The sequence below is a fragment of the Streptomyces sp. NBC_00859 genome (assembly GCF_045161865.1).
GTDB lineage: Bacteria > Actinomycetota > Actinomycetes > Streptomycetales > Streptomycetaceae > Streptomyces.
Genome location: NZ_CP108826.1, coordinates 4044698 through 4066783, shown reverse-complemented (window position 1 = coordinate 4066783; position 22086 = coordinate 4044698). Strand labels below are relative to the sequence as shown.

General features: G+C 68.9%; 19 protein-coding genes and 1 riboswitch. Of the genes, 10 read left to right on the top strand and 9 right to left on the bottom strand.

Going from position 1 to position 22086, the window contains the following annotated elements; genetic code table 11:
* Positions 1-16: 16 nt before the first annotated feature.
* From cydD to hisC, 4 genes are all read right to left on the bottom strand, one after another.
* A complete protein-coding gene (gene cydD, locus OG584_RS17415; RefSeq protein ID WP_405778932.1) occupies positions 17-3604 on the bottom strand; it encodes a thiol reductant ABC exporter subunit CydD in 3588 nt (1195 codons plus the stop codon).
* Between the two features lie 15 nt (positions 3605-3619).
* Positions 3620-4621, bottom strand: a complete 1002-nt coding sequence (cydB, locus tag OG584_RS17410) for a cytochrome d ubiquinol oxidase subunit II (RefSeq protein ID WP_405778931.1) — start codon at positions 4619-4621, stop codon at positions 3620-3622.
* Between the two features lie 13 nt (positions 4622-4634).
* Complete coding sequence (locus tag OG584_RS17405) at positions 4635-6206, bottom strand: cytochrome ubiquinol oxidase subunit I (protein ID WP_405778930.1); 1572 nt, start codon at positions 6204-6206, stop codon at positions 4635-4637.
* A 193-nt stretch (positions 6207-6399) separates the two neighbouring features.
* Positions 6400-7479, bottom strand: a complete 1080-nt coding sequence (gene hisC / locus OG584_RS17400; protein WP_405778929.1) for a histidinol-phosphate transaminase — start codon at positions 7477-7479, stop codon at positions 6400-6402.
* Between the two features lie 335 nt (positions 7480-7814).
* Here hisC and OG584_RS17395 point away from each other — a divergent pair, with 335 nt between their 5' ends.
* The 3 genes from OG584_RS17395 to OG584_RS17385 all read left to right on the top strand — a co-directional run bounded on the left by OG584_RS17395 (position 7815) and on the right by OG584_RS17385 (position 11152).
* A complete protein-coding gene (locus OG584_RS17395; RefSeq protein ID WP_405778928.1) occupies positions 7815-8936 on the top strand; it encodes a LacI family DNA-binding transcriptional regulator in 1122 nt (373 codons plus the stop codon).
* A 171-nt stretch (positions 8937-9107) separates the two neighbouring features.
* A complete protein-coding gene (locus OG584_RS17390; RefSeq protein ID WP_405778926.1) occupies positions 9108-10175 on the top strand; it encodes a metallophosphoesterase in 1068 nt (355 codons plus the stop codon).
* A 149-nt stretch (positions 10176-10324) separates the two neighbouring features.
* The gene (locus OG584_RS17385) at positions 10325-11152 is read left to right on the top strand and encodes a hypothetical protein (protein WP_405778925.1); all 828 of its coding nucleotides are present in this window, start codon (positions 10325-10327) and stop codon (positions 11150-11152) included.
* Between the two features lie 105 nt (positions 11153-11257).
* On the opposite strand, the gene thiC is transcribed toward OG584_RS17385, so the two are convergent.
* Complete coding sequence (gene thiC / locus OG584_RS17380; RefSeq protein WP_405778923.1) at positions 11258-13033, bottom strand: phosphomethylpyrimidine synthase ThiC; 1776 nt, start codon at positions 13031-13033, stop codon at positions 11258-11260.
* Positions 13026-13152, bottom strand: a riboswitch (TPP riboswitch). (Overlaps the previous gene by 8 nt.)
* Before the next feature lie 70 nt (positions 13153-13222).
* Here thiC and OG584_RS17375 point away from each other — a divergent pair.
* On the top strand, positions 13223-14563 hold the full coding sequence (locus OG584_RS17375) for a YibE/F family protein (protein WP_405778922.1): 1341 nt from the start codon (positions 13223-13225) through the stop codon (positions 14561-14563).
* A gap of 19 nt (positions 14564-14582) precedes the next feature.
* On the opposite strand, the gene OG584_RS17370 is transcribed toward OG584_RS17375, so the two are convergent.
* The 3 genes from OG584_RS17370 to OG584_RS17360 all read right to left on the bottom strand — a co-directional run bounded on the left by OG584_RS17370 (position 14583) and on the right by OG584_RS17360 (position 16650).
* Positions 14583-15017, bottom strand: a complete 435-nt coding sequence (locus OG584_RS17370) for an SsgA family sporulation/cell division regulator (protein WP_405778920.1) — start codon at positions 15015-15017, stop codon at positions 14583-14585.
* Between the two features lie 901 nt (positions 15018-15918).
* A complete protein-coding gene (locus OG584_RS17365; protein WP_405778918.1) occupies positions 15919-16137 on the bottom strand; it encodes a DUF5326 family protein in 219 nt (72 codons plus the stop codon).
* Between the two features lie 195 nt (positions 16138-16332).
* Positions 16333-16650, bottom strand: coding sequence for a cupin domain-containing protein (locus OG584_RS17360; protein ID WP_405778917.1), 318 nt, complete (start codon positions 16648-16650; stop codon positions 16333-16335).
* A gap of 51 nt (positions 16651-16701) precedes the next feature.
* Here OG584_RS17360 and OG584_RS17355 point away from each other — a divergent pair, with 51 nt between their 5' ends.
* From OG584_RS17355 to OG584_RS17340, 4 genes are all read left to right on the top strand, one after another.
* Positions 16702-17079: a phage holin family protein gene (locus tag OG584_RS17355; RefSeq protein ID WP_405778915.1), complete on the top strand. Its 378-nt coding sequence runs from the start codon at positions 16702-16704 to the stop codon at positions 17077-17079.
* A gap of 8 nt (positions 17080-17087) precedes the next feature.
* Complete coding sequence (locus OG584_RS17350; protein ID WP_405778913.1) at positions 17088-18215, top strand: cystathionine gamma-lyase; 1128 nt, start codon at positions 17088-17090, stop codon at positions 18213-18215.
* 246 nt (positions 18216-18461) lie between these two features.
* Positions 18462-19358 (top strand): LysR family transcriptional regulator, encoded by an 897-nt coding sequence (locus tag OG584_RS17345; RefSeq protein ID WP_405778911.1) that lies wholly within the window; start codon positions 18462-18464, stop codon positions 19356-19358.
* Positions 19359-19418: 60 nt separating this feature from the next.
* On the top strand, positions 19419-19901 hold the full coding sequence (locus tag OG584_RS17340; protein WP_405778909.1) for an NUDIX domain-containing protein: 483 nt from the start codon (positions 19419-19421) through the stop codon (positions 19899-19901).
* A gap of 64 nt (positions 19902-19965) precedes the next feature.
* Here OG584_RS17340 and OG584_RS17335 read toward each other — a convergent pair whose 3' ends face one another.
* Positions 19966-20604, bottom strand: coding sequence for an HAD family hydrolase (locus tag OG584_RS17335; RefSeq protein WP_405778907.1), 639 nt, complete (start codon positions 20602-20604; stop codon positions 19966-19968).
* A 76-nt stretch (positions 20605-20680) separates the two neighbouring features.
* Between OG584_RS17335 and OG584_RS17330 the strand changes: the two genes are divergently transcribed.
* Complete coding sequence (locus OG584_RS17330) at positions 20681-21211, top strand: DUF2269 domain-containing protein (protein ID WP_405778905.1); 531 nt, start codon at positions 20681-20683, stop codon at positions 21209-21211.
* Positions 21212-21216: 5 nt separating this feature from the next.
* Complete coding sequence (locus OG584_RS17325) at positions 21217-22071, top strand: GNAT family N-acetyltransferase (RefSeq protein WP_405778904.1); 855 nt, start codon at positions 21217-21219, stop codon at positions 22069-22071.
* Positions 22072-22086: the final 15 nt, after the last annotated feature.

Genomic DNA, 22086 nt, shown 5'->3' with positions numbered 1-22086 from the left:
TGTGGAAAGCCGGATTCTATCGGCTGCCGAGCAGATCACCCGCACGCTCACGTTCCAGCATCCGCCGCAACGGGCCCTCCAGAGCGGCCAGCTCCGCATAGGTCCCGCGCTGCACGACCCGCCCGCCGTCCAGCACGACCACCTCGTCGACGGCATCGAGCCCGCGGAGCCGGTGGGTGATGAGCAGCGTCGTACGCCCCTCGGTAGCGGTCAGCAGATCTGCCGTGAGCGCGTCGGCGGTCGCCAGATCGAGGTGTTCCGCCGGCTCGTCCAGGACCAGTACGGGAAAGTCGGCGAGCAGGGCACGGGCCAGGGCCAGACGCTGGCGCTGCCCGCCCGAGAGTCTGGCGCCGTGCTCCCCCACCGGAGTGTCGAGCCCCCCGGGCAGCCCGTCCACCCAGTCCAGAAGCCGGGCACCGGCGAGCGCCCCGCGCAACTCGTCGTCCGATGCGCCGGAGCGGGCCAGCCTCAGGTTCTCCCGCAGAGAACTGTCGAAAATGTGCGCATCCTGGGCGCACAACCCGACGAGCCCGCGCACCGTGTCACCGTCAAGCGCCTCGGCGGCCACTCCGCCGAGCGTGTACGCCCCCGTATCCGCGTCCAGGAAGCGCAGCAGCACCTGCGCGAGCGTCGTCTTGCCTGCCCCCGAGGGACCGACGACGGCCACCCGGCGTCCCGCTTCGAGCGTGAGGTCCATCCCGTCGAGCGCGTTCCGCCCCTGCCCCGGATAACGCGCCGACAGCCCCCGCACCTCCAACGGGAACGGCGACCCCGGAGCCGCTGCAGGGCTGACCGGCTCCTGTACGGGGACGGGCGCGTCCAGCACCTCGTACACCCGCTCGGCACTCCTCCTGACCCGTTGCCGGTACTGCACAGCGAGCGGCAGTCCGGTGACCGCCTCGAAGGCCGCAAGGGGCGTCAGGACGACCACGGCGAGCTCCACACCTGCGAGCCGGCCGTCATGAACGGCCTGGACACCGACGAACGCGGCAGCGGCCACGGTCAGCCCGCACACGAGAGCGGTCAGCCCACCACCGAGCGCGGCAGCTGTGGAGCCACGTGAAGCGATCCGGGTCAGCACACGGTCCGCGTCCCTGGTGCTGCGCAGCCGCACCCGCAGCGCCCCAGCGACCGTCAGCTCGGCGGTTCCCGTCAGCAGATCGACGACCCGGGTGGCCAGCGCCCCGCGTGCGGGGGCCAGTTGACGCTCCGCGCGCCTGGCGCAGAGACCGCTCAGCACGGGCACCCCGACCCCGCCGATCAGCAACCCCACCGCGAGCACCGCACCGGCGGCGGGCAGCAGCCAGGCGGTGAAACCGACAGCTCCCGCCCCGACCACCACGGCGACAGCGGCCGGGAGCAGCCAGCGCAGCCAGTAGTCCTGCAACGCGTCCACATCGGCGACCAGCCGCGACAGCAGATCCCCGCGCCTGATCCCGCTCAGCCCGGCGGGTGCGATCCGCTCCAGCCTGCGGTAGGCGGCCACACGCAGATCGGCGAGCATCCGCAGCACCGCGTCGTGCGACACCAGCCGCTCGGCATAGCGGAAGACTGCGCGCCCGGTGCCGAAGGCACGGGTCGCTGTGACCGCGACCATCAGATAGAGCACGGGCGGCTCCTGGGCAGCCCGCGAAATGAGCCAGCCCGACGTCGCCATGAGCCCAACAGCGGATCCCAGCGCGAGACTTCCCAGCAGCAGGGCCAGCAGCAGCCGCCCCCGCAGCGCACCGGCGGTCTCCCGTACCCGCGCCAGCGGACTTCTCCGTCCGGGCGGGGGCTCCGGGGCCGCCGTTACGCCATCGGCCACTTCGGGCTGCCGGGCGGCCTGCGGCACGGTCACGGTCTCCGGCACAAGGGCGTCGCCTGTGGCCGGATCGGCCGTCGGCGTACCGGAGGTCAGCGCGACCACACGGTCGGCCACAGCGAGCAGGGCAGGCCGGTGCACCACGAGCACCACCGTCCGACCCGCTGCCAGCCGCCGCACCGCGTCGACGATGCCGGCCTCCGTCTCGCCGTCCAGCGCCGCCGTCGGCTCGTCGAGCAGCAGCAGCGGCCGGTCGGCGAGGAACGCCCTGGCCAGCGCGAGCCGTTGCCGCTGCCCGGCCGAGAGCCCGGCACCGCCCTCCCCGAGGACCGTGTCCGCCCCGTCGGGCAGCGTGGTGACGAAGCTGTGCGCCCCGGCATCTCGCAGAGCGCTGTGCACTGCGGACATATCGGCGTCGGGACGCGCCAGCCGTACATTCTCCGCGATCGTGCCCGCGAACAGATACGGCTGCTGCGGCACCCAGGCGATCTGCTCCCGCCACCGCTCGGGGCAGATCGAAGCCAGATCCGGAGCAGCCTCCCGGCTCGCGTCCACCGGCCTTACCGCCGCTGCGTTTGGTGCCCCACTCGTGGAAGAGCCCGGTTCCGGCCCTGTGGGCCCGACGAGAACCCGTCCCTCGTCCGGAGTGACGAAGCCCAGCAGCACATTGAGCAGTGTCGACTTCCCGACCCCGCTCGGTCCGGTGACCGCGACCGTCTCGCCTGCCTCGACGACCAGCGAAGCCGAACTCAGCGACGGTTCGGTACGGCCCGGATGGAGCACCGTCACCTGGTCCAGCTCCAGGCGGAGTGACTCGGGGAGCTCGCGCGTACCCCCCGCGGGCAGTGGCGTTTCCAGCACGGAGAAGATCTCCTCGGCGGCCGAAAGCCCTTCGGCCGCCGCGTGATACTGCGCCCCCACCTGCCGCAGCGGTACATAGGCCTCAGGTGCCAGGACCAGGATCACCAGCCCCGTGTACAGGTCCAGCTCACCGTTGACGAGCCTCAGACCGATGCCGACAGCGACCAGGGCCACCGACAGGGTCGCCAGCAACTCCAGCGCGAACGACGACAAGAAGGCGATCCGCAGCGTCCGAAGCGTTGCCTTCCGGTACTCGTCCGTGATGGTCCTGATCGACTCGGCCTGCGCCTTGGCCCGCCCGAACACCTTCAGGGTCGGCAGTCCGGCCACCACGTCGAGGAAGTGCCCCGACAGCCTGGAGAGCAGGCGCCACTGCCGGTCCATACGTGTCTGGGTGGCCCAGCCGATGAGCATCATGAACACCGGGATCAGCGGCAGCGTCCCGACGATGACGGCAGCCGACACCCAGTCCTCGGTGACGATCCGTGCCAGCACGGCCACCGGCACCACAACCGCGAGCCCCAGCTGCGGGAGGTAGCGCGAGAAATAGTCGTCCAGGGCGTCGACGCCCCGTGTGGCGAGAGCGACCAGGGACCCCGTCCGCTGCCCGGTCAGCCACTGCGGCCCCAGCTCCGCCGACCTCTCGAGCAGCCGGCGCCGCAACTCGGACTTGACCGATGCGCCGGCCCGGTGGGCGGCCAGCTCGGTCAGCCAGGCCACCAGTCCCCGGCCGAGTGCTACCGCCACGAGCAGCAGCAGCGGAGTCCGCAGGCCCGGTCCGTCCAGGCCGTGCTGGAACGCCCCCACCACCACATCGGCGATCAGCATGGCCTGGGCCACGACCAGACCCGCGCCGGCCAGCCCGAGGACCACCACGGCTCCCAGGAAGAGGCGGGTGGCACCTGCGTACCGGAGCAGCCGCGGGTCGATCGGTTTCACGTGAAACACCCCCCGCTAGTGGGCATCGGCGATGTGGTGAGTGCCCAGCCGCTTACGGAACACCCAGTACGTCCATCCCTGGTACAGCAGGACCAGCGGCGTCATGATGCCCGCCACCCAGGTCATGACCTTGAGCGTGTAATGGCCGGACGCCGCACTGTCGATCGTCAGATTCCAGGCGGAGTTGAGCGAGGACGGCATCACATCCGGCGCCAGCGAAAGGAAGAGCGCAGCAATCGTGGCAGCGATGGCCACACCGGTGAATGCGAAGGCCCAGCCCTCGCGGGTCCGGGCGTTCATCACGAACGCCGCAACGAGTGCGGCCAGTACCACACAGAGCGCCGTCAGAGTGGACCCGTCGCCGCGATCCGCCTGCAGCCAGATCAGGAAGCCGGCGGCGAGAGCCGCCGTGACGACAGCGGCCTTGGCCGCGAAGGCCCTGGCCCGTGCCCGGATGTCGCCCACTGTCTTGAGCGCCGTGAAGACAGCCCCGTGCAGCGTGCACAGCGCGGTGAAGGCGAAACCGCCGAGCACCCCGTACCCGTTCAGCAGGTCCCCGAAAGAACCGGCATAGTCCTGGTGACTGTTGACCGGCACCCCGTGGACCATGTTGGCGAAGATCAGCCCCCAGAGGAAGGGCAGCAGCAGCGAGCTGGTGAAGAGCACCCACTCCCAGTTGCGCTGCCAGCTCTCCTCGGACCGCTTGTGGCGGTACTCGAAGGACAGGACCCGCACGATCAGCAGCACGAGGATCAGTACGAGCAGCAGATAGAAGCCGCTGAAGAAGGTGGCGTACCAGACCGGGAACGCAGCGAACATGGCGCCTGCCGCGGTGATCAGCCACACCTCGTTGCCGTCCCAGACAGGACCGATGATGTTGATCAGCACCCGGCGCTCGCGCCGGTCCCTGGCCAGCAGCCGGGTGAGGATACCGACCCCGAAGTCGAAGCCTTCGAGGAAGAAGTAGCCGGTCCACAGCACGGCGATCAGCAGAAACCAGAAGTCGTTGAGGCCCATGACGTCTCTCCTCTCAGTACGCGAAGGTCAGGGGTTTGTCGGCATCGGCGTCGCCCGGTGCCCCTGGGCCGGAGGAAGGCCCGCGGAGGCGCGGGTCCTCGGCAGGCGGCTGCTCGTCGGTGTCGGGCCCCATGACGGCGTACTTCTTCATCAGCCGGACGTTGATCCAGCCGAGAATCGCGTAGAGCGTCATCAGGACAATCAGCGAGATCAGCATCTCCGTCTGAGAGACACCGGGGGAGACGGAGTCAGCGGTCTTGAACAGTCCGAAGACGGCCCATGGCTGCCGGCCCATCTCGGTGAAGACCCACCCGATGGAATTGGCGATCAGCGGGAAGACCAGGGAGGCCATCCCCACCCGCCAGCCCCACTTCGTGAAGAAGGGACCCAGCTCCCGGCTCGATGTGAGCATCAGCTTGGGTGCCTCGTCGTCGCCGGTCCGGTGTTCCGGCAGCAGCCACTTCTTCTTCCTGGTCAGCCAGAGTCCGGCCGCAGCTGCCACCGAGGCGGTGAGCCCGATGCCGATCATGAGACGGAATCCCCAGAAGGTGACGAAGATGTTCGGCACGTAATCGTCGGGACTGCCGCCGTACTTGGCCGCTTCGGCCTTCGCGGTCTCGTGAATGCCGGGCACCGCGGTGTGGAAGTCATCGTGGGCGAGGAAGGACAGTATCCCCGGGATCGACAACTCGACGGAGTTGTGGCCCGCCGCGACGTTGCCCACCGCGAAGATGGAGAACGGCGCGGGAGCCTCCGTCTCCCAGAGCGCCTCGGCGGCCGCCATCTTCATGGGCTGCTGCTCGAACATCACCTTGCCCAGCTGGTCGCCGGAGAGCGCGGTGAGAATGCCGGCGGTCACCGTCATCACCAGCCCCATGCGCAGTGACGTACGCATCACGCGGGTGCGCTTGGTGTCGGTCGCGGTGCCTTCGGCCCTGGCCCGCCTGATCTTCCACAGGTGGTAGCTGGCGATGCCGACGACGAAGGCACCGCCGGTGAGGAACGCCGAGGTCATCGTGTGGGTGAAGACGACGAGCGCGGTCTTCTGGGTGAGCACGCCCCAGATGTCGTTGAGATGCGCGACACCGGTTCTCTTGTCGATCGTGTAGCCGACCGGGTGCTGCATCCAGGAGTTGGCCGCCAGGATGAAGTACGCGGAGAAGGTCGTGCCGATCGCCACCATCCAGATGCACGCACAGTGGATCTTTTTGGGGAGCTTGTCCCAGCCGAAGATCCACAGCCCGATGAAGGTCGACTCGAAGAAGAAGGCGATCAGCGCCTCCATCGCGAGCGGCGCCCCGAAGACGTCACCGACGAACTTCGAGTAGTCCGACCAGTTCATCCCGAACTGGAACTCCTGGACGAGGCCGGTGGCGACCCCGATGGCCAGGTTGATCAGCAGGAGCTTCCCCCAGAACTTCGTGGCGTGGAAGTACTTCTCCGTGCCCTTCCGCACCCAGGCGGTCTCGAAGCCCGCCGTGATCGCGGCGAGGGAGATGGTGAGGGGGACGAACAGGTAGTGGTAGACGGTGGTCAGCCCGAACTGCCAGCGCGCCAGGGTATCCGGCGACAGAGCTAGTTCCACGTCGTCACTCTCCTTACGTGGCCGGGGACACAGCGGCTTTCTGTCCCTTTGGTCCCACACAGGCCGGAAGAAAAGGGACGCGCTTGTGAAAGCGTTCACATTCACAAGCGATACTACAAAAGCGGTTCCGGCACGACGAAGGCGGGGTGCCCCCTGGCACCCCGCCTTCTGTCCGAACCCCGTACGGAAGGGGCTACAGCTCCTTGCGGAAGGCCGCCGCCGCCTGGAGGAAGAGGTCGTTGCCCTCGGTCTCGCCGATGGTGACCCGCACACCCTCGCCCGCGAAGGGGCGCACCACCACGCCCGCCTTCTCACAGGCCGCCGCGAAGTCGACGGTGCGACCGCCCAGCCGCAGCCATACGAAGTTCGCCTGCGTCTCCGGCACCGTCCAGCCCTGGCCGACGAGCCCCTCGTACACCCGGTTCCGCTCGGTGACCAGCGAGCCGACCCGGCCCCACAGCTCGTCCTCGGCCCGCAGGGAAGCGACTGCGGCGTCCTGTCCGAGCTGGCTCACACCGAAGGGCACCGCGGTCTTCCGCAGCGCTGCCGCCACCGGCTCATGGGCGACGGCGAAACCGACCCGGAGCCCGGCCAGACCGTACGCCTTGGAGAAGGTGCGCAGTACCGCCACGTTGGGCCGGTCCCGGTACAGCTCGATACCGTCCGGCACATCGGTGTCGCGGTTGAACTCCCGGTACGCCTCGTCCAGGACCACCAGCACGTCCGAGGGCACACGGTCCAGGAAGCGCTCCAGTTCCGCCCGGCGCACCACGGTCCCGGTCGGGTTGTTGGGGTTGCAGACGAAGATCATCCGGGTCCGCTCGGTGATCGCGGCCGCCATCGCGTCCAGGTCGTGCACGTCCCCGGAGTCCAGCGGCACCTGGACCGGCGTCGCCCCGCTGATGCGTGTGATGATCGGGTACGCCTCGAACGACCTCCACGCGTAGATCACCTCGTCCCCCGGACCCGAGGTGATCTGCAGCAGCGACTGGGCGACGCCGACGGATCCGGTGCCGGTCGCCAGATGCGAGACCGGCACTCCGAAGCGTTCGGCCAGCTCGTTCATCAGGGCGGTGCAGGCCAGGTCCGGGTACCGGTTGAACGTTCCTGCCGCGGCGATCGCGCTCTCCATCACACCCGGCAGCGGCGGATAGGGGTTCTCGTTGGAGGACAGCTTGTACGCGACAGGGCCGCCCGCAGCGGCCGGCCTGCCCGGAACGTACGCGGGAATGCCGTCCAGCACGGCGCGCAGCTTGGGGCTCTTCTGGCTCACAGCGGGTCCTCCTCGGCTCGGATGACCCCACCCTATGAGGAGTGACGCTCCGGGCGAATGGCGGGCAGCGATGGGGGGAGCGCAGCAGAACCTGGCGCGCGCCGGTGGCTCGCGCCGTGGCGCGCGTCCCCCGAAGAGGTGAGTTGAGACCTCATCGCAACATCACTCATGGGCCAGGCACATACCCATCGACACCCGAGACTCCTTTGACAGATCCCCCAAGGCCCCTGTATTCCAAGGTGGTTGATGTTAAATGATCATGCAGAAACGTGCCTGTCAACGCATGCATATGCGCTCAGCCCAACCACCCCTCATCGCCCTACTATCGGCTCGCCATGACAGCAGCAGGGAAGCACCAGGTGAGCCGGGCGGAGACTCCCCGCAGGGCCAACCGGCAAGGACGAGCGGGCATCCGGGACGTGGCCGCCGCAGCCGGTGTCTCCATCACGACCGTCTCCGACGCGCTCAACGGCAAGGGCAGGCTCCCGGATGCCACCCGCAGCCATGTCCGCGAGGTCGCCGACCGGCTGGGCTACCGCCCTTCCGCCGCGGCCCGAACCCTCCGTACCGGGAAGTCGGGCCTCATCGGCCTGACCGTCACCACGTACGGGGATGAACCTTTCACCTTCACCGAATTCGCGTACTTCGCCGAGATGGCCAGAGCCGCCACCTCCGCCGCGCTCGCACGCGGCTATGCCCTTGTCATCCTTCCCGCGACCTCACGCCACAGCGCGGTCGACGTCTGGTCGAACGTCGCCCTCGACGGCACCGTCGTCATCGACCCTTCCGACCACGATCCGGTCGTCACCGAGCTCGTACGCCAGGGGCTCCCCGTGGTCTCCGACGGGCGCCCGGCGAGCACACTGCCCGTCACGGCCTGGGTCGACAACGACCACGAGGCCGCGGTCCTCGATCTGCTCGACCATCTCGCCGCCGCCGGAGCCCGCCGGATCGGGCTGCTCACCGGCACCACCACCGACACCTACACCCACCTCTCCACCACCGCCTATCTGCGCTGGTGCGAGCGGGTCGGACAGGATCCGGTGTACGAGTCCTACCCCGCCCACGACCCCTGCGCCGGAGCCGTCGCCGCAGACCGCCTCCTCGCCCGCCCCGACCGTCCGGACGCCGTCTACGGACTCTTCGACCCCAACGGCACCGACCTGCTGGCGGCGGCACGGCGTTACGGACTGCGCGTCCCGGAGGATCTGCTGCTTGTCTGCTGCAGCGAATCCACCGTGTACGCGAGCACCGAGCCACCCATCACGACCCTCTCGCTCAAGCCCCGCCGGATCGGTACGGCCGTCATCCAGTTACTCATCGACGCCATCGAGGGGATCAACGACGACCACCCGGTCGAGCAGGTGATACCGACCGAACTCATCGTCCGGACCTCCTCGCAGCGCCGCCCACCACGCACCACGGTCAGCCCGCCCCGCTCCCCTGCACCGGACTGACCACCGCAATAGGTGCGAAAGGGGCGGTCAGTCGGTGGGCCATCCGGATTCGGCACCCCTGGTGCGTCACAGAGTGCCAGTCGCATTCCTATGATGGGCGCACGACACCGCGGACCCCCCGACCAGGCAGGTCCGACCGGTGCACGGCGCGCGACGGTGGTGGAGGGGTCGATGACTCAGGGGGCCGGTCTGGAACCCGCGATGCGGACGGCGACAGTGCGGGAATTCCGCGTACCGCCTCTGCCCGCGTCCGAGCACGTCCGCGATGCCGGGAAGGCGTCGCCGTACACCGCCGGTGAGGAGCCGGACGGCTATACGCCGACTCAGCGGGACCTCCCTGTCATCAGCCGCGGTGGCCCCGGTGACACGGTCGTCGTGCGGACCGTTCCCGAGCCCCTCACCGCGGACAACGAGGGGGCTCTCGGCCCGCTCTACGTCGTCGGTGACGTCCACGGTTACCTCGACGAACTCCTGGCCGCCCTGTGCGCCCAGGGGCTCATCGACGCCGACGGCAACTGGGCGGCCGGCAACGCCCGCCTCTGGTTCCTCGGCGACTTCACCGACCGCGGTCCCGACGGCATCGGCGTCATCGACCTCGTGATGCGGCTCTCCGCGGAGGCCGCGGCCGCGGGGGGCTACTGCAAGGCCCTCATGGGCAACCACGAACTGCTGCTCCTCGGCGCCAAGCGCTTCGGCGACACCCCGGTCAACTCCGGTGCGGGCACCGCCACCTTCCAGGCCGCCTGGCTGCTCAACGGCGGCCAGAAGGCCGACATGGACCGGCTGCAGGACGTCCACCTCCAGTGGATGTCACGGCTCGACGCCATGGAGCTCGAGGACGACCACCTCCTCATGCACTCCGACACCACCGCCTATCTCGACTACGGCGATTCCCTCGAAGCAGTCAACGACACCGTCCGCGAGACGCTCACCCGCAACGACGCCGACGAGTGCTGGGACCTCTTCCGCAAGTTCACCAAGCGCTTCGCGTTCCGCGACGAGTCCGGACCGCAGGCCGTGCAGGAACTCCTCGGCGTCTTCGGCGGCCACCGCATCGTGCACGGCCACAGCCCCATCCCGTACCTCCTGGGCGAAGTCGGGACCGAGGACGGTGAGGACAGTCCGCGCACCGTCATCGAAGGCCCGCACGTGTACGCGGACGGGCTCGCCATCGCCATGGACGGCGGAGTGACCATGGCCGGAAAGCTACTCGTGGTGCAGCTCCCGCTCCCGAACTGAACACCGCAGGCGGAGGCGATTTCCGGAAACCCTCTGTTACCCCGTGCCGTCACCGCTCTACCATCGGGTTATCCGTAGCAGGCTCTCCTCCGTTTACGCCCCATCGGCCGTCAGAAGGCGGGCGATCCGGCCCTGCGGAGCATCGGGGGATGCACATGAACAGCGCTTCGCACCTGCTGACAGAGGACCGACCGGAGTTCGAGCGGCTCCTCGACGACGCACTGCGCACCGCGCCCGACCGACCCGGCCTCGCCGACCTGGGCCAGCGGCTCAACAGCGAGCAACTGCGCACCATGGTCCTCGACGCCAACAGCCTCGTCACCGCCGCGGCGGCAGCCGAGTACGAGCACTTCGTGAAGGTCCGTGCCGAGCTGCGCGCGCCCGCCGCTGCCTCGGTGCGCGCCTCCGTCCTCTCGCCCGCCGCCGACGGGGCCACCGCAGGGGCCGGGCTGGCCGCCGTGCTCGCCGTCCTGGCCCCGGTGCTGGCAGGCACCGCTGCCGTGATCTTCCTTCTGGCGGGATACGTCCTCAAGGCGCTCGACCCCGCGCCGGCCTTCGGCAGCACCCTGGTCACCGCCGGCTGGTTCTTCGCGGCCCTCACCGCGGCGGCCATCCTGGCCGCTGCGGTCGGGCTGCTCCTGACAGCGCTCCGCAACGGCTCCAACGAGGTGCATCCCGAGTCGGAGGAGGGGGGTGACGAGCTGTCCGATGAGGTCGCCCGCGCCCGGGACGCCTGGCGCCACGCTTTGCTGGAACGGGGCATCGTCCCGTTTCTGAGCGCCGCTCTCGCCGACCCGAGCGCCGGCCCCACGGCACCCGCCCCCTACCGCGCGGCGGGCCGCATGCCCGACCTCGGCTACAGCCGCCCGGACTTCGCAAGCCCGGACGAGGGCCAGGCGGGCCACGAACGCCCCAGCTTCACCAGCCCGGACTTCACCAGTCCGGACTTCGGCGGCCCCGACCACCGGCCGGAGTGAGCCCGGCCGGAGCCCACTCGATGAGCCCGTCCGGTGCCTGCCCCCGGCCCCCGCATCGGGAGCCGGGGGCCGGGGCGGCCGGGGCGGCCGGGGCCGGAGACGACGTCAGTCGGCGATCGGCAGGTACACCCGGTTCCCGCTCGCCGCGAACTCCTTCGACTTCGCGGCCATCCCCGACTCGATCTCCTCCTGGCTTCCTCCGTGTTCACGGCGGATGTCCTGAGAGATCTTCATCGAGCAGAACTTCGGCCCGCACATGGAACAGAAGTGCGCGGTCTTCGCCGGTTCGGCCGGCAGCGTCTCGTCGTGGAACTCCCGTGCCGTGTCGGGGTCGAGAGCGAGATTGAACTGGTCCTCCCAGCGGAACTCGAAGCGCGCGTCCGACAGCGCGTCGTCCCACTGCTGTGCGTCCGGGTGCCCCTTGGCGAGATCCGCCGCATGAGCCGCGATCTTGTACGTGATCACGCCGGTCTTCACGTCGTCCCGGTTGGGCAGCCCCAGGTGCTCCTTGGGCGTGACGTAGCAGAGCATGGCCGTGCCCCACCAGGCGATCATCGCAGCGCCGATGCCGGAGGTGATGTGGTCGTACGCCGGTGCCACGTCAGTGGTGAGCGGGCCGAGCGTATAGAACGGCGCCTCGTCGCAGATCTCCTGCTGGAGGTCGATGTTCTCCTTGATCTTGTGCATCGGGACGTGCCCGGGGCCCTCGATCATCGTCTGCACACCATGCCGCTTCGCGATCGTGTTGAGTTCCCCGAGCGTGCGCAGCTCGGCGAACTGCGCCTCGTCGTTGGCGTCCGCGATCGACCCGGGGCGCAGCCCGTCGCCCAGCGAGTAGGTGACGTCGTACGAGGCCAGGATGTCGGACAGCTCCTCGAAGTGCTCGTACAGGAACGACTCCCTGTGGTGCGCCAGGCACCAGGCGGCCATGATCGATCCGCCGCGCGAGACGATCCCGGTCTTGCGGCGTGCGGTGAGCGGCACGTACCGGAGCAGCACTCCGGCGTGCACCGTCATGTAGTCGACGCCCTGTTCGGCCTGCTCGATGACGGTGTCCTTGTAGATCTCCCAGGTCAGCTCCTCGGCCTGGCCGTCCACCTTCTCCAGCGCCTGGTAGAGCGGCACCGTACCGATCGGGACGGGTGAGTTGCGCAGCACCCACTCGCGGGTGGTGTGGATATTGCGCCCGGTGGACAGGTCCATGACCGTGTCCGCGCCCCATTTGGTGGCCCAGGTCATCTTGTCCACCTCCTCCTCGATGGAGGAAGTGACCGCGCTGTTGCCGATGTTGGCGTTGACCTTCACCAGGAACCGCTTCCCGATGATCATCGGTTCGATCTCGGGGTGGTTGACGTTGGCCGGCAGCACGGCCCGCCCCGCGGCGATCTCCTCCCGTACGACCTCGGGGGAGACGTTCTCCCGGATCGCGACGTACTCCATCTCAGGTGTGACCTCCCCGCGCACGGCGTACGCGAGCTGGCTGACCGCGCGCCCTTCGCGCCCCCTTCTGGGCTGGCGGGGGCGCCCGGGGAAGACCGCGTCGAGGTTCCGGAGACCCCCGCGCGGCGATGTGTGCTTGATCCCGTCGTCCTCGGGACGGGCCGGGCGGCCCGCGTACTCCTCGGTGTCGCCGCGGCCGACGATCCAGTTCTCCCGGAGCGGGGCGAGCCCGCGCCTGATATCGGTGTCCACGGTGGGATCGGTGTACGGGCCTGACGTGTCGTACAGCGTCACGTCCCGGCCATTGGTGAGGTGCACCTGCCTGACGGGCACCCTGAGGTCCGCGCGCGAGCCCTCCGGGCCCGCGACATACCCCTTGTGCCAGCCCGGCTTGCGCTCGTCCTGGCCGATGGCAGGCGTGCGTGCATCCGCTGTGGTCATGAGACCTACTCCCTACGCCGGCATTACCCGGTAACAGGTTCGGCGGTCGGCGCAGCTCTCAGCAGTCTGCTGGTCAGCGCCCTCTCAGCCCGGTGCTCCGAGCTCCCGCGTGTGCAAAGGTGCCCCCACGCTAACGCCCCGCACCGCTCACTGAACAGAGGGCCTCTGCCTTCTTGCGATGATCTGGCGGTGACACCACTCCCTGAACGGGCTCCTGGCGGGCACAGCCATACGCACGGCCACGGTCCGGCGGCACCCGTTTCCAAGCATCTGCGCAAGGTCATCGCAGGGGTGCTGATCCCCTTCGCGGCGGCGGTTGTTGTCGGACTCGCGGTCCTCTGGCCGGGTGGGGCGCCGCCCCATGCCCGCAGCGGTGTCGGCTTCGACCGGCAGACGCAGCAGGGCAAGGTGGTACGGACCGTGCCGGTCGACTGCGCGGACGTGCACGCCGGTCAGTCGTCGACGGCCGGTGCGGGGACGGATCCGGGCGCGGCGGAACAGCAGGCCGGTTCCGGAACGGCCCGGAAGGACGCCCAGTGCAAGAAGGCGGAGATCGAGGTGTCGAGCGGCAAGGACAAGGGCCGCACATTCACCGAAATCGTCCAGCCGGACTCTCCGCGGCAGTTGCACGGGGGCCAGGGCGTCATCGTGGCGTACGCCCCCGACGCGCCCCGCGAACTTCAGTACTCCGTGTCCGACGTGGACCGGAAGTTCCCGATGGCACTGCTCGGCGGGGCCTTCGCGCTGGTGGTGGTCGCGGTGGGGAGACTGCGCGGGCTGATGGCGCTGGTCGCACTGGCCGTCAGCTTCGCCGTGCTGACGCTGTTCATTCTGCCCGCGATCCTGCGCGGGTCGAATCCGCTGGTCGTGGCGGTGATCGGGGCGAGCGCCATCATGCTGATCGCCCTGTACACCTGCCACGGACTGACAGCGCGGACCTCGGTCGCCGTCATCGGCACGCTGGTCTCACTCATACTGATCGGCCTGCTCGGTTCGCTCTTCATCGGCTGGGCGAGCCTGACGGGCAACACCGACGACAGCACCGGACTGATCCACGGCCTGTACCCGCACATCGACATGAGCGGGCTGCTGCTGGCGAGCGTCATCATCGGGTCGCTCGGGGTACTGGACGACGTGACGGTCACCCAGACCTCCGCCGTCTGGGAACTGCACCAGGCCGACCCCACGATGGGGGCCCGAGGTCTCTACCGGGCGGGTATCCGCATCGGCCGTGATCACATCGCGTCCGTCGTCAACACACTCGTGCTGGCCTACGCGGGTGCGGCGCTGCCGCTGCTGCTGCTCTTCTCCATCGCTCGGAGCAGCGTGGGGACGGTGGCCAACTCCGAACTGGTGGCGGAGGAGATCGTACGGACCCTGGTGGGATCGATCGGCCTGGTCGCGTCAGTACCGGTGACGACAGCGCTCGCCGCACTCGTGGTCTCCGCCGACCGTTCCGGCCGCGGGGCGGGCCGGGCGGCCGCCGGAGGCATCACGCGGGGCGGCGGAGGCCACCGTCGTAAGCACTGAACAGCGGGGTGGCGCGCGGTCAGCCCGCGTTCTCCTCGGCGAGAATGCGGCCGAGCGCGTCATCCAGGTGCCCGTCGAAGTCGCCCTGGCTGCGCTCCTGGCCGAGCGGGACGATCTTGTCGGTCCGGTCGAGGAAAGCGATCAACGGAGCGCTGCCCGCCCGGAACAGTGCACTGTCGGCCCCGACCTGCAGGCGCAGATGGACGTCGGACAGCCCCGACGGATCGCTCGGCGAGATGTGCACGTCGCCGTCGCCCGTGGGCGCGTTGATCCCGTCTAGCAGCAGCTCCCGGCCGAACGTCCAGGTCACCGGCGCGTCTCCGGGGAGATGGAAGGTCATCCGGACCGCGTACGGATCGCTCACCTCGTAGCCGAGCTCCACCGGGATACGGAAGGAGAGCTCCTCGGAGACGAGGAAGCTCATCATGACCTCTGCCTGGACCGATTCGCGCATGTCCCTACCCCGCAGTAGACGCCGTGTTGGATCGCAAGATGGCCGGGAATACTCTCCAGGCCCTCTTGACGTAATCGTGCTGTAAGCGCAAACAGATCACAAGGAGTGATATGGCGAATACTGAGAGAGACGGCGAGCGGACTACGCAAAGCGATGCCCTCGAACAGTGACGTTTCGACTGCGCCGAGCGACCACGCTCGCTCGTGGACGGGCCGGAAAAGGCCATCGCTTCGGGGCCTGAAACCGTCGTGACCGGGGTGGCCGCGCACACGTTTCGGAGTGCACGCACCTGCTGTTCGGCGACCGGTCCCAGACGTTCGGCAACGGCGAGTCTTCGCAGCATGACGCACCGGTCAGGTACCGAATGGCGGGTCGGCGGACGCGCCGGACGACGGCCGGAATGATCTCTGGGTGCTTCGGCGAACCCACCCGTCAGATGCCACCCAAGGGCGTGTGCATGACCGGTTTCGCGGCGGTCCTCCCCCTGCTCGGCAGTGGGCGCGGCGGGAGCGCAGGCGACCTCTGCGAGGTCGATCTCACCCTCGCGGTAAACCTCAAAATAAATCGGAACCCCGAGCGCGTCCCGTCGGCAGATCGGTGAATCGACCAGCGCGGCGCGCCGGTTCCGTTCCGCAGGAGGCAGGGGCGGGGAGGGGCAGCCCCTCATCCCGGGTGAGCTGCCCGGCGGGGCTCCCCCGTGGGCCCGCCGGGCAAACTTCGCCGGTCGGTGCCTTTCAGGCCATTTCGCCGCAGAAGCGGCAGAGGTATCTCACCGCTGACCCACGCTCTGTCCGCGCAGAGAGGACGTGGTGGTCCCGCCCGGCAGCCGGCCGCTGCCGCTCGGCAGCCTTTTGCACCGGGCGTTCGTTCTACCGGTCGCCGGTTCTACCGGTCACTCGCTCTACCAGTCGTTCCGCGAGGAGGACGACGAGGTGAACTTGCGTACGACGTAGATCAGTCCGGCGACGAGCGCCACGAGGAGCAGAGCCTTGAAGAGCAGCCCGATCACGAACCCGATGACGGTCGCGATGAGGCCCCCGAACACGAGCAGCACGAGGACGGGCACCGCTACCCACTTCACCCACCACGGCATTCCCGCGAAAATCTCTCGGACCGCCATCGCCCTTACCTCTTTCCGGATCCTTCTGGATCTTCCTGGACCACACCGGCCGCTCCGGGTGTCTGCTGTCGATGCTAAAGGCGCCAGGTGCCCCGGCGGAGGCCGCGCAGCCCTTGGACTCCCCTGATCCGTCCCCTACGGGACAGCGGCTCTCCGGCCTCCCGCTCTCAGCCCTCAGCTCTCAGCTCTCAGCTCTCAGCTCTCAGGCGGAGAGAACACCACAAGAACCCGCAGGTCCTCGGAGATGTGGTGGAACTTGTGCGCCACCCCGGCCGGCACGTACACCACCCCGCCGCGGGCGACCTCGGTCGTCTCCGTACCCACCGTGATCGACGCCCGGCCGCTGACCACGAAGTACACCTCGTCCTGGCCGTGCGGCTGCTGGCGGTCCGTCCCGCCCGCGTCCAGCGCGTAGAGCCCCACCGACATGTTCCGTTCGCGCAGGAACTGCAGATACGCGCCGTCGTTGACGGCACGCTCCGCCTCCAGTTCGTCCAGCCGGAATGCTTTCATCGCCCGTCAGCCCCTGCACTCGTACCGATCATGTCTGCCACGATCAGACACATGAAGAATTTTGTAGTCAAGACGGTCGCCAATGCGGCAGCCCTCTTCGTAGCCATCTGGCTCCTCCAGGACATCACGCTCGGCGGCGACTCCGTGGGACGCAAGACGGCCACCCTGATCATCGTGGCCCTGGTCTTCGGCCTGGTGAACTTCTTGGTCAAGCCGGTCGTGAAGCTCATCGCCTTCCCGCTGTTCATCCTCACACTGGGGCTGATCACTCTGGTGATCAACGCTCTGATGCTGCTGCTGACTTCCTGGTTGTCCGGAAAGCTCGACCTCACCTTCCATGTCCACGGGTTCTGGACCGCTGTACTCGGTGGTCTGATCATCTCGATCGTGTCGTGGGCACTGAACGTCGTCATGCCCGACGAGGACTGAGGCCCGTCATGAGCACCGGAGACGGAACGCGAGCGGTGCGGGCGGGGCTGCCCGCACCGGTGAAGTACGAACCGACCCTGCCCGGACCGGTCTTCGCCGCCCATTACCACCTGCCGGGCGAGCCGACCGGTCCCTACACCTACGGACGCGACACCAACCCGACCTGGACGCACCTCGAAGCGGCCATCAGCGAGCTGGAATCACCGGACGAACCGGCCGAGACGGTGGTCTTCTCCTCCGGAATGGCAGCCGTGTCAGCCGTTCTGCTCTCCCAGGTCCGGGCGGGCGACACGGTGGTGCTCCCGGACGACGGATATCAGGCACTGCCTCTCGTACGGGAACAGCTCGAGGCGTACGGCGTCGGGGTGCGCACCGCACCGACCGGCGGCGATGCCCAGCTGAATGTCCTGGACGGGGCCAGGCTGCTGTGGATCGAGACCCCCTCCAACCCGGGTCTTGACGTCTGCGACGTACGCAGGCTCGCGGCGGCCGCGCACACGGGCGGGACGCTGGTCGCGGTCGACAACACCCTCGCCACCCCGCTCGGACAGCGGCCCCTCGACCTCGGCGCGGACTTCTCCGTGGCCAGCGGCACCAAGGGCCTCACCGGGCACGGCGACATCCTGCTCGGCTATGTCACCTGCCGCAACACGGAACTCGCGGCGCGGGTTCGGAAGTGGCGCAAGGTCGTCGGAGCGATCCCCGGACCGATGGAGGCGTGGCTCGCGCACCGCTCACTTGCCACGATCCAGTTGCGCGCCGACCAGCAGTCCGCGAACGCCCTGGCACTCGCCGAGGCGCTCGGCGGACGCACGGAGATCAGCGGGCTTCGACACCCGGGGCTGCCGTCGGACCCTGCGCACTCCACGGCGGCCGGCCAGATGCGCCGCTTCGGCTGTGTGGTCTCTTTCGTACTGCCCGGCCGAACCCATGCGGAGCGCTTCCTCGACGCACTGCAGCTGGCCGACGACGCGACCAGCTTCGGAAGTGTCCGCTCCACTGCCGAGCGCCGCGGACGCTGGGGCGGCGACGCCGTTCCGGATGGGTTCATCCGCTTCTCCGCGGGCGTCGAGGACACCCAGGATCTGGTGGCGGACGTGCTGAGGGCCCTGGATGAAGCCGCGCAGCAGCAGTAGCAGGGCTCCTGGCCGCACGGACGGCACTGCGTAGGCATGCGTAGGCACTGCGGACGGTCCGAGCCTCCCCCCTCATGGCTCGGACCGTCCCGGTTCCCCGGTCAACGCGCGAAGAACCGCCTGCACAAGGCTAGTTGACTCTGCGTCAGTGTCCAATCACAGTAGCGGCAGAGACCTATCGACATATTTATAGTTGGACCACGGACGAGAACTTCTCCACCGCAGCCAGAACGGGACGGGTCGGACATGGATATAGCCCTGCTCCGCACCTTCGTCACCGTGCACCGGGCCGGGTCCTTCACCCGCGCCGCCGCACTCCTCGGACTCTCGCAGCCGGCGGTGACGAGCCAGATACGTACTCTGGAGCGCCAGCTGGGGCGACCGCTGTTCCTGCGCCGGGCCCGTGGCGTCACCCCGACAACCATCGGGGACGAACTCGCCCACCGCGCCGCACCGCATCTGGACGCACTCGTCGAGATCGCCGAGGCGGGGATCGACGAGGAGGCGGGGGCCCGCACACTGCACCTCGCGGGGCCTCCCGAGTTCACCGCCGTACGCGCCCTGCCCGCGCTCACCTCCCTGATCCCGCAGGGCGTCGCGCTACGGGCCTCGTTCGGCAATACCGAGGAGACCCTGGACGGCCTCGGAGCGGGGCACCACGACCTCGCGATCACCACGGCGAGACCACGCGGTGAACTCCTCACCGCCACCGCGCTCTGCGACGAGGAACACGTCCTGGTCGCCTCCCCCCGCTGGGCCGCCCGGATCGGCCCCGGGACGCTGCGGCGCAGCGGCCCCTCAGTGCTGAAGGACATGCCGGTGGTGGAGGTCCATGAGTCGCTGCCCTTCGTATCCCGTTACTGGAGCGCCGTCTTCGACGCGCGCCCTTCCGGCACAGGTGCGGTCGTGGCCCCCGACCTGCGGGCCGTTCAGCAGGCTGTGGTGGCGGGGGCAGGACTCGCCGTACTGCCGCGTTATCTGTGCGAGAACGCCCTGGACCGGGGCGAGCTGGTGGCGCTTCTGGATCCGCCTGTGCCACCGCTGCGCACCTATTTCCTCGCCGTTCGCACCGGAACGCTCGCGCTCCCACACATCGCACGAGCCCAGGAGTGGCTGCTTCGTGCTGCATCCGACTGGTCCTGAGGGGCAGTTCCGGGGCGGCTGATGAGTTTCGGGACCGCTCTCACGGGCCAACCTCCTTGCATGACCGAACGTCCAGTGGTCAAGCGCACCGCCCGCGCCGTGCTGCTCGACGGCGACCACCTGATCCTCATCAAGCGGACCAAACCCGGCGTGGAACCGTACTGGGTGACACCCGGCGGCGGTGTGGAGGCAGAGGACTCCACCGTCGTCGAAGCCCTGCACCGCGAGATCGACGAGGAACTCGGCGCGAAGATCACCGACGTGGTGCCCTGCTTCGTCGACACCGTCGAGCACATCCCCGAGGGCGGTGGGGTGGCGGGCGTGAAGGTACAGCACTTCTTCGTCTGCCGGCTGGCGTCCATGGACCCGGCCCTTCGGCACGGACCGGAAATCGAAGAGCCCTGCGGCGAATACGAAATCGTCCGGGTGCCCTTCAGCAGGGTCGGGATCGCAGCCGTCCATCTGGTCCCGCTCTCACTGCGGCACTATCTGGACGGGAACATCGAAGGGGTCCGGGCCCTCCAGGCCACAGACCTGGGGTGAGCTCCTGAGTGCGGGAACAGGGCCCGGCGGGCACCAGTGGTTCCGCCTGTCCTGGTCCGGGCCGTCAGTTTCCGTCGGTCCCGGCGACGAGCGCGTACGCCTCTCGCAGGTCACCGCCCCCGTAGTGGTGCGTGGCCAGCGCCGTCACATGACTGTCCGCGTTCACCGCGACCGACCGGGAAACCGCACCGAAGAGCTCCACGTCCGACATCGAGTCCCCGTAAGCGACGCAGTCGGCCCGCCCGAGGCCGAACTCCGTGCAGAGCCGGTCCATGATCCGGACCTTCGCAGCCGCGCTGAGAATGCCCGCCGGGTCCACCGGCCTGGTGAACGGAACCTCCGGGAAGCGCGAACCGTGCGCGGCATGCGCACCCCAGCCGAGCAGCCGCTCCACGAAGAACGACGGCGAGAGCGAAATGACGGCACAGTAGTCGCCACGCTCCCGGATGTCCCGCCAGACCTGCCGGATTCCGGCGAGCCATGGTGCGGCGTCGAATGCAGCCGCCACATGTTCCGTGGTGAGCCCGGACCAGAGTGCGTGCACCTCCACCGCGTACTCCGGTGAACTGATCCGCCCTGCGACCAGGTCCCGCTCCAGTACGCCGATCTCCTTCCCCAGCCCCAGCTGGCGGGATATCTCCACCGGCGCGGCCGAACCGCGGATGAGCGTTCCGTCGAGGTCGAAGAGATGCAAGCGAGCCATGTACGCCGAGGCTAGTACAGCCACTTACTCCCCTGGGCAGACGCCCCGGGCCGGGATTCGCGTCACCGTGTTTCACGTGAAACCTCTGACTCGCTCCGTACGCCGGGGTGCCCTCGTTGTCCATGTGGCCGTTTCGGTGGGCTGGCTCGGCCTGACCGTCGGGCTGCTCGCACTCGGGGTCACCGCGTACACCTGCGACAGCCTGCCGGTCACCGAGGCCGCGTACCGGTCGATGAAGGTCTTCGGCGACTGGCTGGTCATCCCGGTCGGTCTGGTCGCTCTGATCAGCGGAGTGGTGCTCTCCCTGGGGACACCGTGGGGCCTGGCCCGCTACCACTGGGTCTGGATCAAGTTCTGGCTGACCGTGGTCACCCTCGCCGCCTCCTCCTTCGCCCTCCGGCCACAGATCAACGGGGCTGCCGCGGCCGGGCTCCCCGACCCGAGTCTGGTCGCCGCGCCCACCGTCGCCTCCACCGCGTACTTCTTCATGACAGCCGTCTCGGTGCTGAAACCGTGGGGCCCGACCGCGCGTGGACGGAACAACCGTCAAGCGCGCCGGACATCGCGGAATTCGGTGGACGGACTACGGGCCCATCCGCGAGTCTGACCTTCATGCCCTCCGCCCTCAACGAGCTGCCCGTCCGCCGCCTGACCACCGGGGACCTCGCTTCCTGCGTCGGTCTCTCGGAGAGCCGTGGCTGGCCGCGGGACGACCATAAGTGGGGCCTCCTGCTCGCGGCAGGAAGGGGGTACGGAATCGACGATCCGGACGGCAAGGGCCTGGCGACCGCCTGTGTCGTCACCGTGTACGGCTCCGGGCTGGCGGCCATCGGCATGCTCCTGGTTGCGGAGGAGCATGCGCGGCAGGGGGTCGGGCGGCGCATGCTCAGCCATGTGATCGCCGAGTTCGGAAGCGTCCCACTCACTCTGTACGCCACCGAAACCGGACGGCCGCTCTACGAGAAGCTCGGCTTCCAGGCCGTCGGCCACGCCGAGATGGTCCGCGGACGCTTCCACCCGCTGGGCCAGGCACCAGCGGCGGCCACTCGCCCGGCCACCGCCGCTGATCTGCCGGGGATACTTCGCCTGGACCATGAGGTCTTCGGCGAGGACCGCACCCACATGATCACGCGGCTGCCCGCCTTCTCCGACCAGTTGCGGGTGGCCGAGGACGCCGACGGCCTCACCGGGTACACCGCGGCCTGGCCCAGCACGGACAGTGACGTGGTCGGCCCGCTGATCGCCCGTGACACCGCGACCGCGCAAGCCCTGATCGCCTCGCTCGCGGCGGGCACCGACCGTCCGTTGCGCGTCGACATCGATGTGCGGCATGAGGAGCTCCTCGACTGGGTCAGGGCCAGGGGACTGGAGACGACGAGCTCCAACACCGTGATGACGCGTTCGATCGCCGATCTGCCGGGTGACTGGACCCGCCGCTTCGCGCCCCTGACCGTCGCGGCTGGCTGACGGCCGCCCTTCGGT

Excerpts from the sequence above, each read along its gene's own strand:
- OG584_RS17340 (WP_405778909.1), top strand. The coding sequence starts at position 19,419 with ATGACCGAACGTCCAGTGGTCAAGCGCACCGCCCGCGCCGTGCTGCTC.
- OG584_RS17355 (WP_405778915.1), top strand. The coding sequence starts at position 16,702 with ATGAAGAATTTTGTAGTCAAGACGGTCGCCAATGCGGCAGCCCTCTTC.
- OG584_RS17370 (WP_405778920.1), bottom strand. The coding sequence starts at position 15,017 with ATGCGCGAATCGGTCCAGGCAGAGGTCATGATGAGCTTCCTCGTCTCC.
- OG584_RS17345 (WP_405778911.1), top strand. The coding sequence starts at position 18,462 with ATGGATATAGCCCTGCTCCGCACCTTCGTCACCGTGCACCGGGCCGGG.
- OG584_RS17350 (WP_405778913.1), top strand. The coding sequence starts at position 17,088 with ATGAGCACCGGAGACGGAACGCGAGCGGTGCGGGCGGGGCTGCCCGCA.
- cydB (WP_405778931.1), bottom strand. The coding sequence starts at position 4,621 with ATGGGCCTCAACGACTTCTGGTTTCTGCTGATCGCCGTGCTGTGGACC.
- OG584_RS17385 (WP_405778925.1), top strand. The coding sequence starts at position 10,325 with ATGCACATGAACAGCGCTTCGCACCTGCTGACAGAGGACCGACCGGAG.
- OG584_RS17390 (WP_405778926.1), top strand. The coding sequence starts at position 9,108 with ATGACTCAGGGGGCCGGTCTGGAACCCGCGATGCGGACGGCGACAGTG.
- OG584_RS17365 (WP_405778918.1), bottom strand. The coding sequence starts at position 16,137 with ATGGCGGTCCGAGAGATTTTCGCGGGAATGCCGTGGTGGGTGAAGTGG.
- thiC (WP_405778923.1), bottom strand. The coding sequence starts at position 13,033 with ATGACCACAGCGGATGCACGCACGCCTGCCATCGGCCAGGACGAGCGC.
- OG584_RS17335 (WP_405778907.1), bottom strand. The coding sequence starts at position 20,604 with ATGGCTCGCTTGCATCTCTTCGACCTCGACGGAACGCTCATCCGCGGT.
- OG584_RS17395 (WP_405778928.1), top strand. The coding sequence starts at position 7,815 with ATGACAGCAGCAGGGAAGCACCAGGTGAGCCGGGCGGAGACTCCCCGC.
- OG584_RS17360 (WP_405778917.1), bottom strand. The coding sequence starts at position 16,650 with ATGAAAGCATTCCGGCTGGACGAACTGGAGGCGGAGCGTGCCGTCAAC.
- OG584_RS17325 (WP_405778904.1), top strand. The coding sequence starts at position 21,217 with ATGCCCTCCGCCCTCAACGAGCTGCCCGTCCGCCGCCTGACCACCGGG.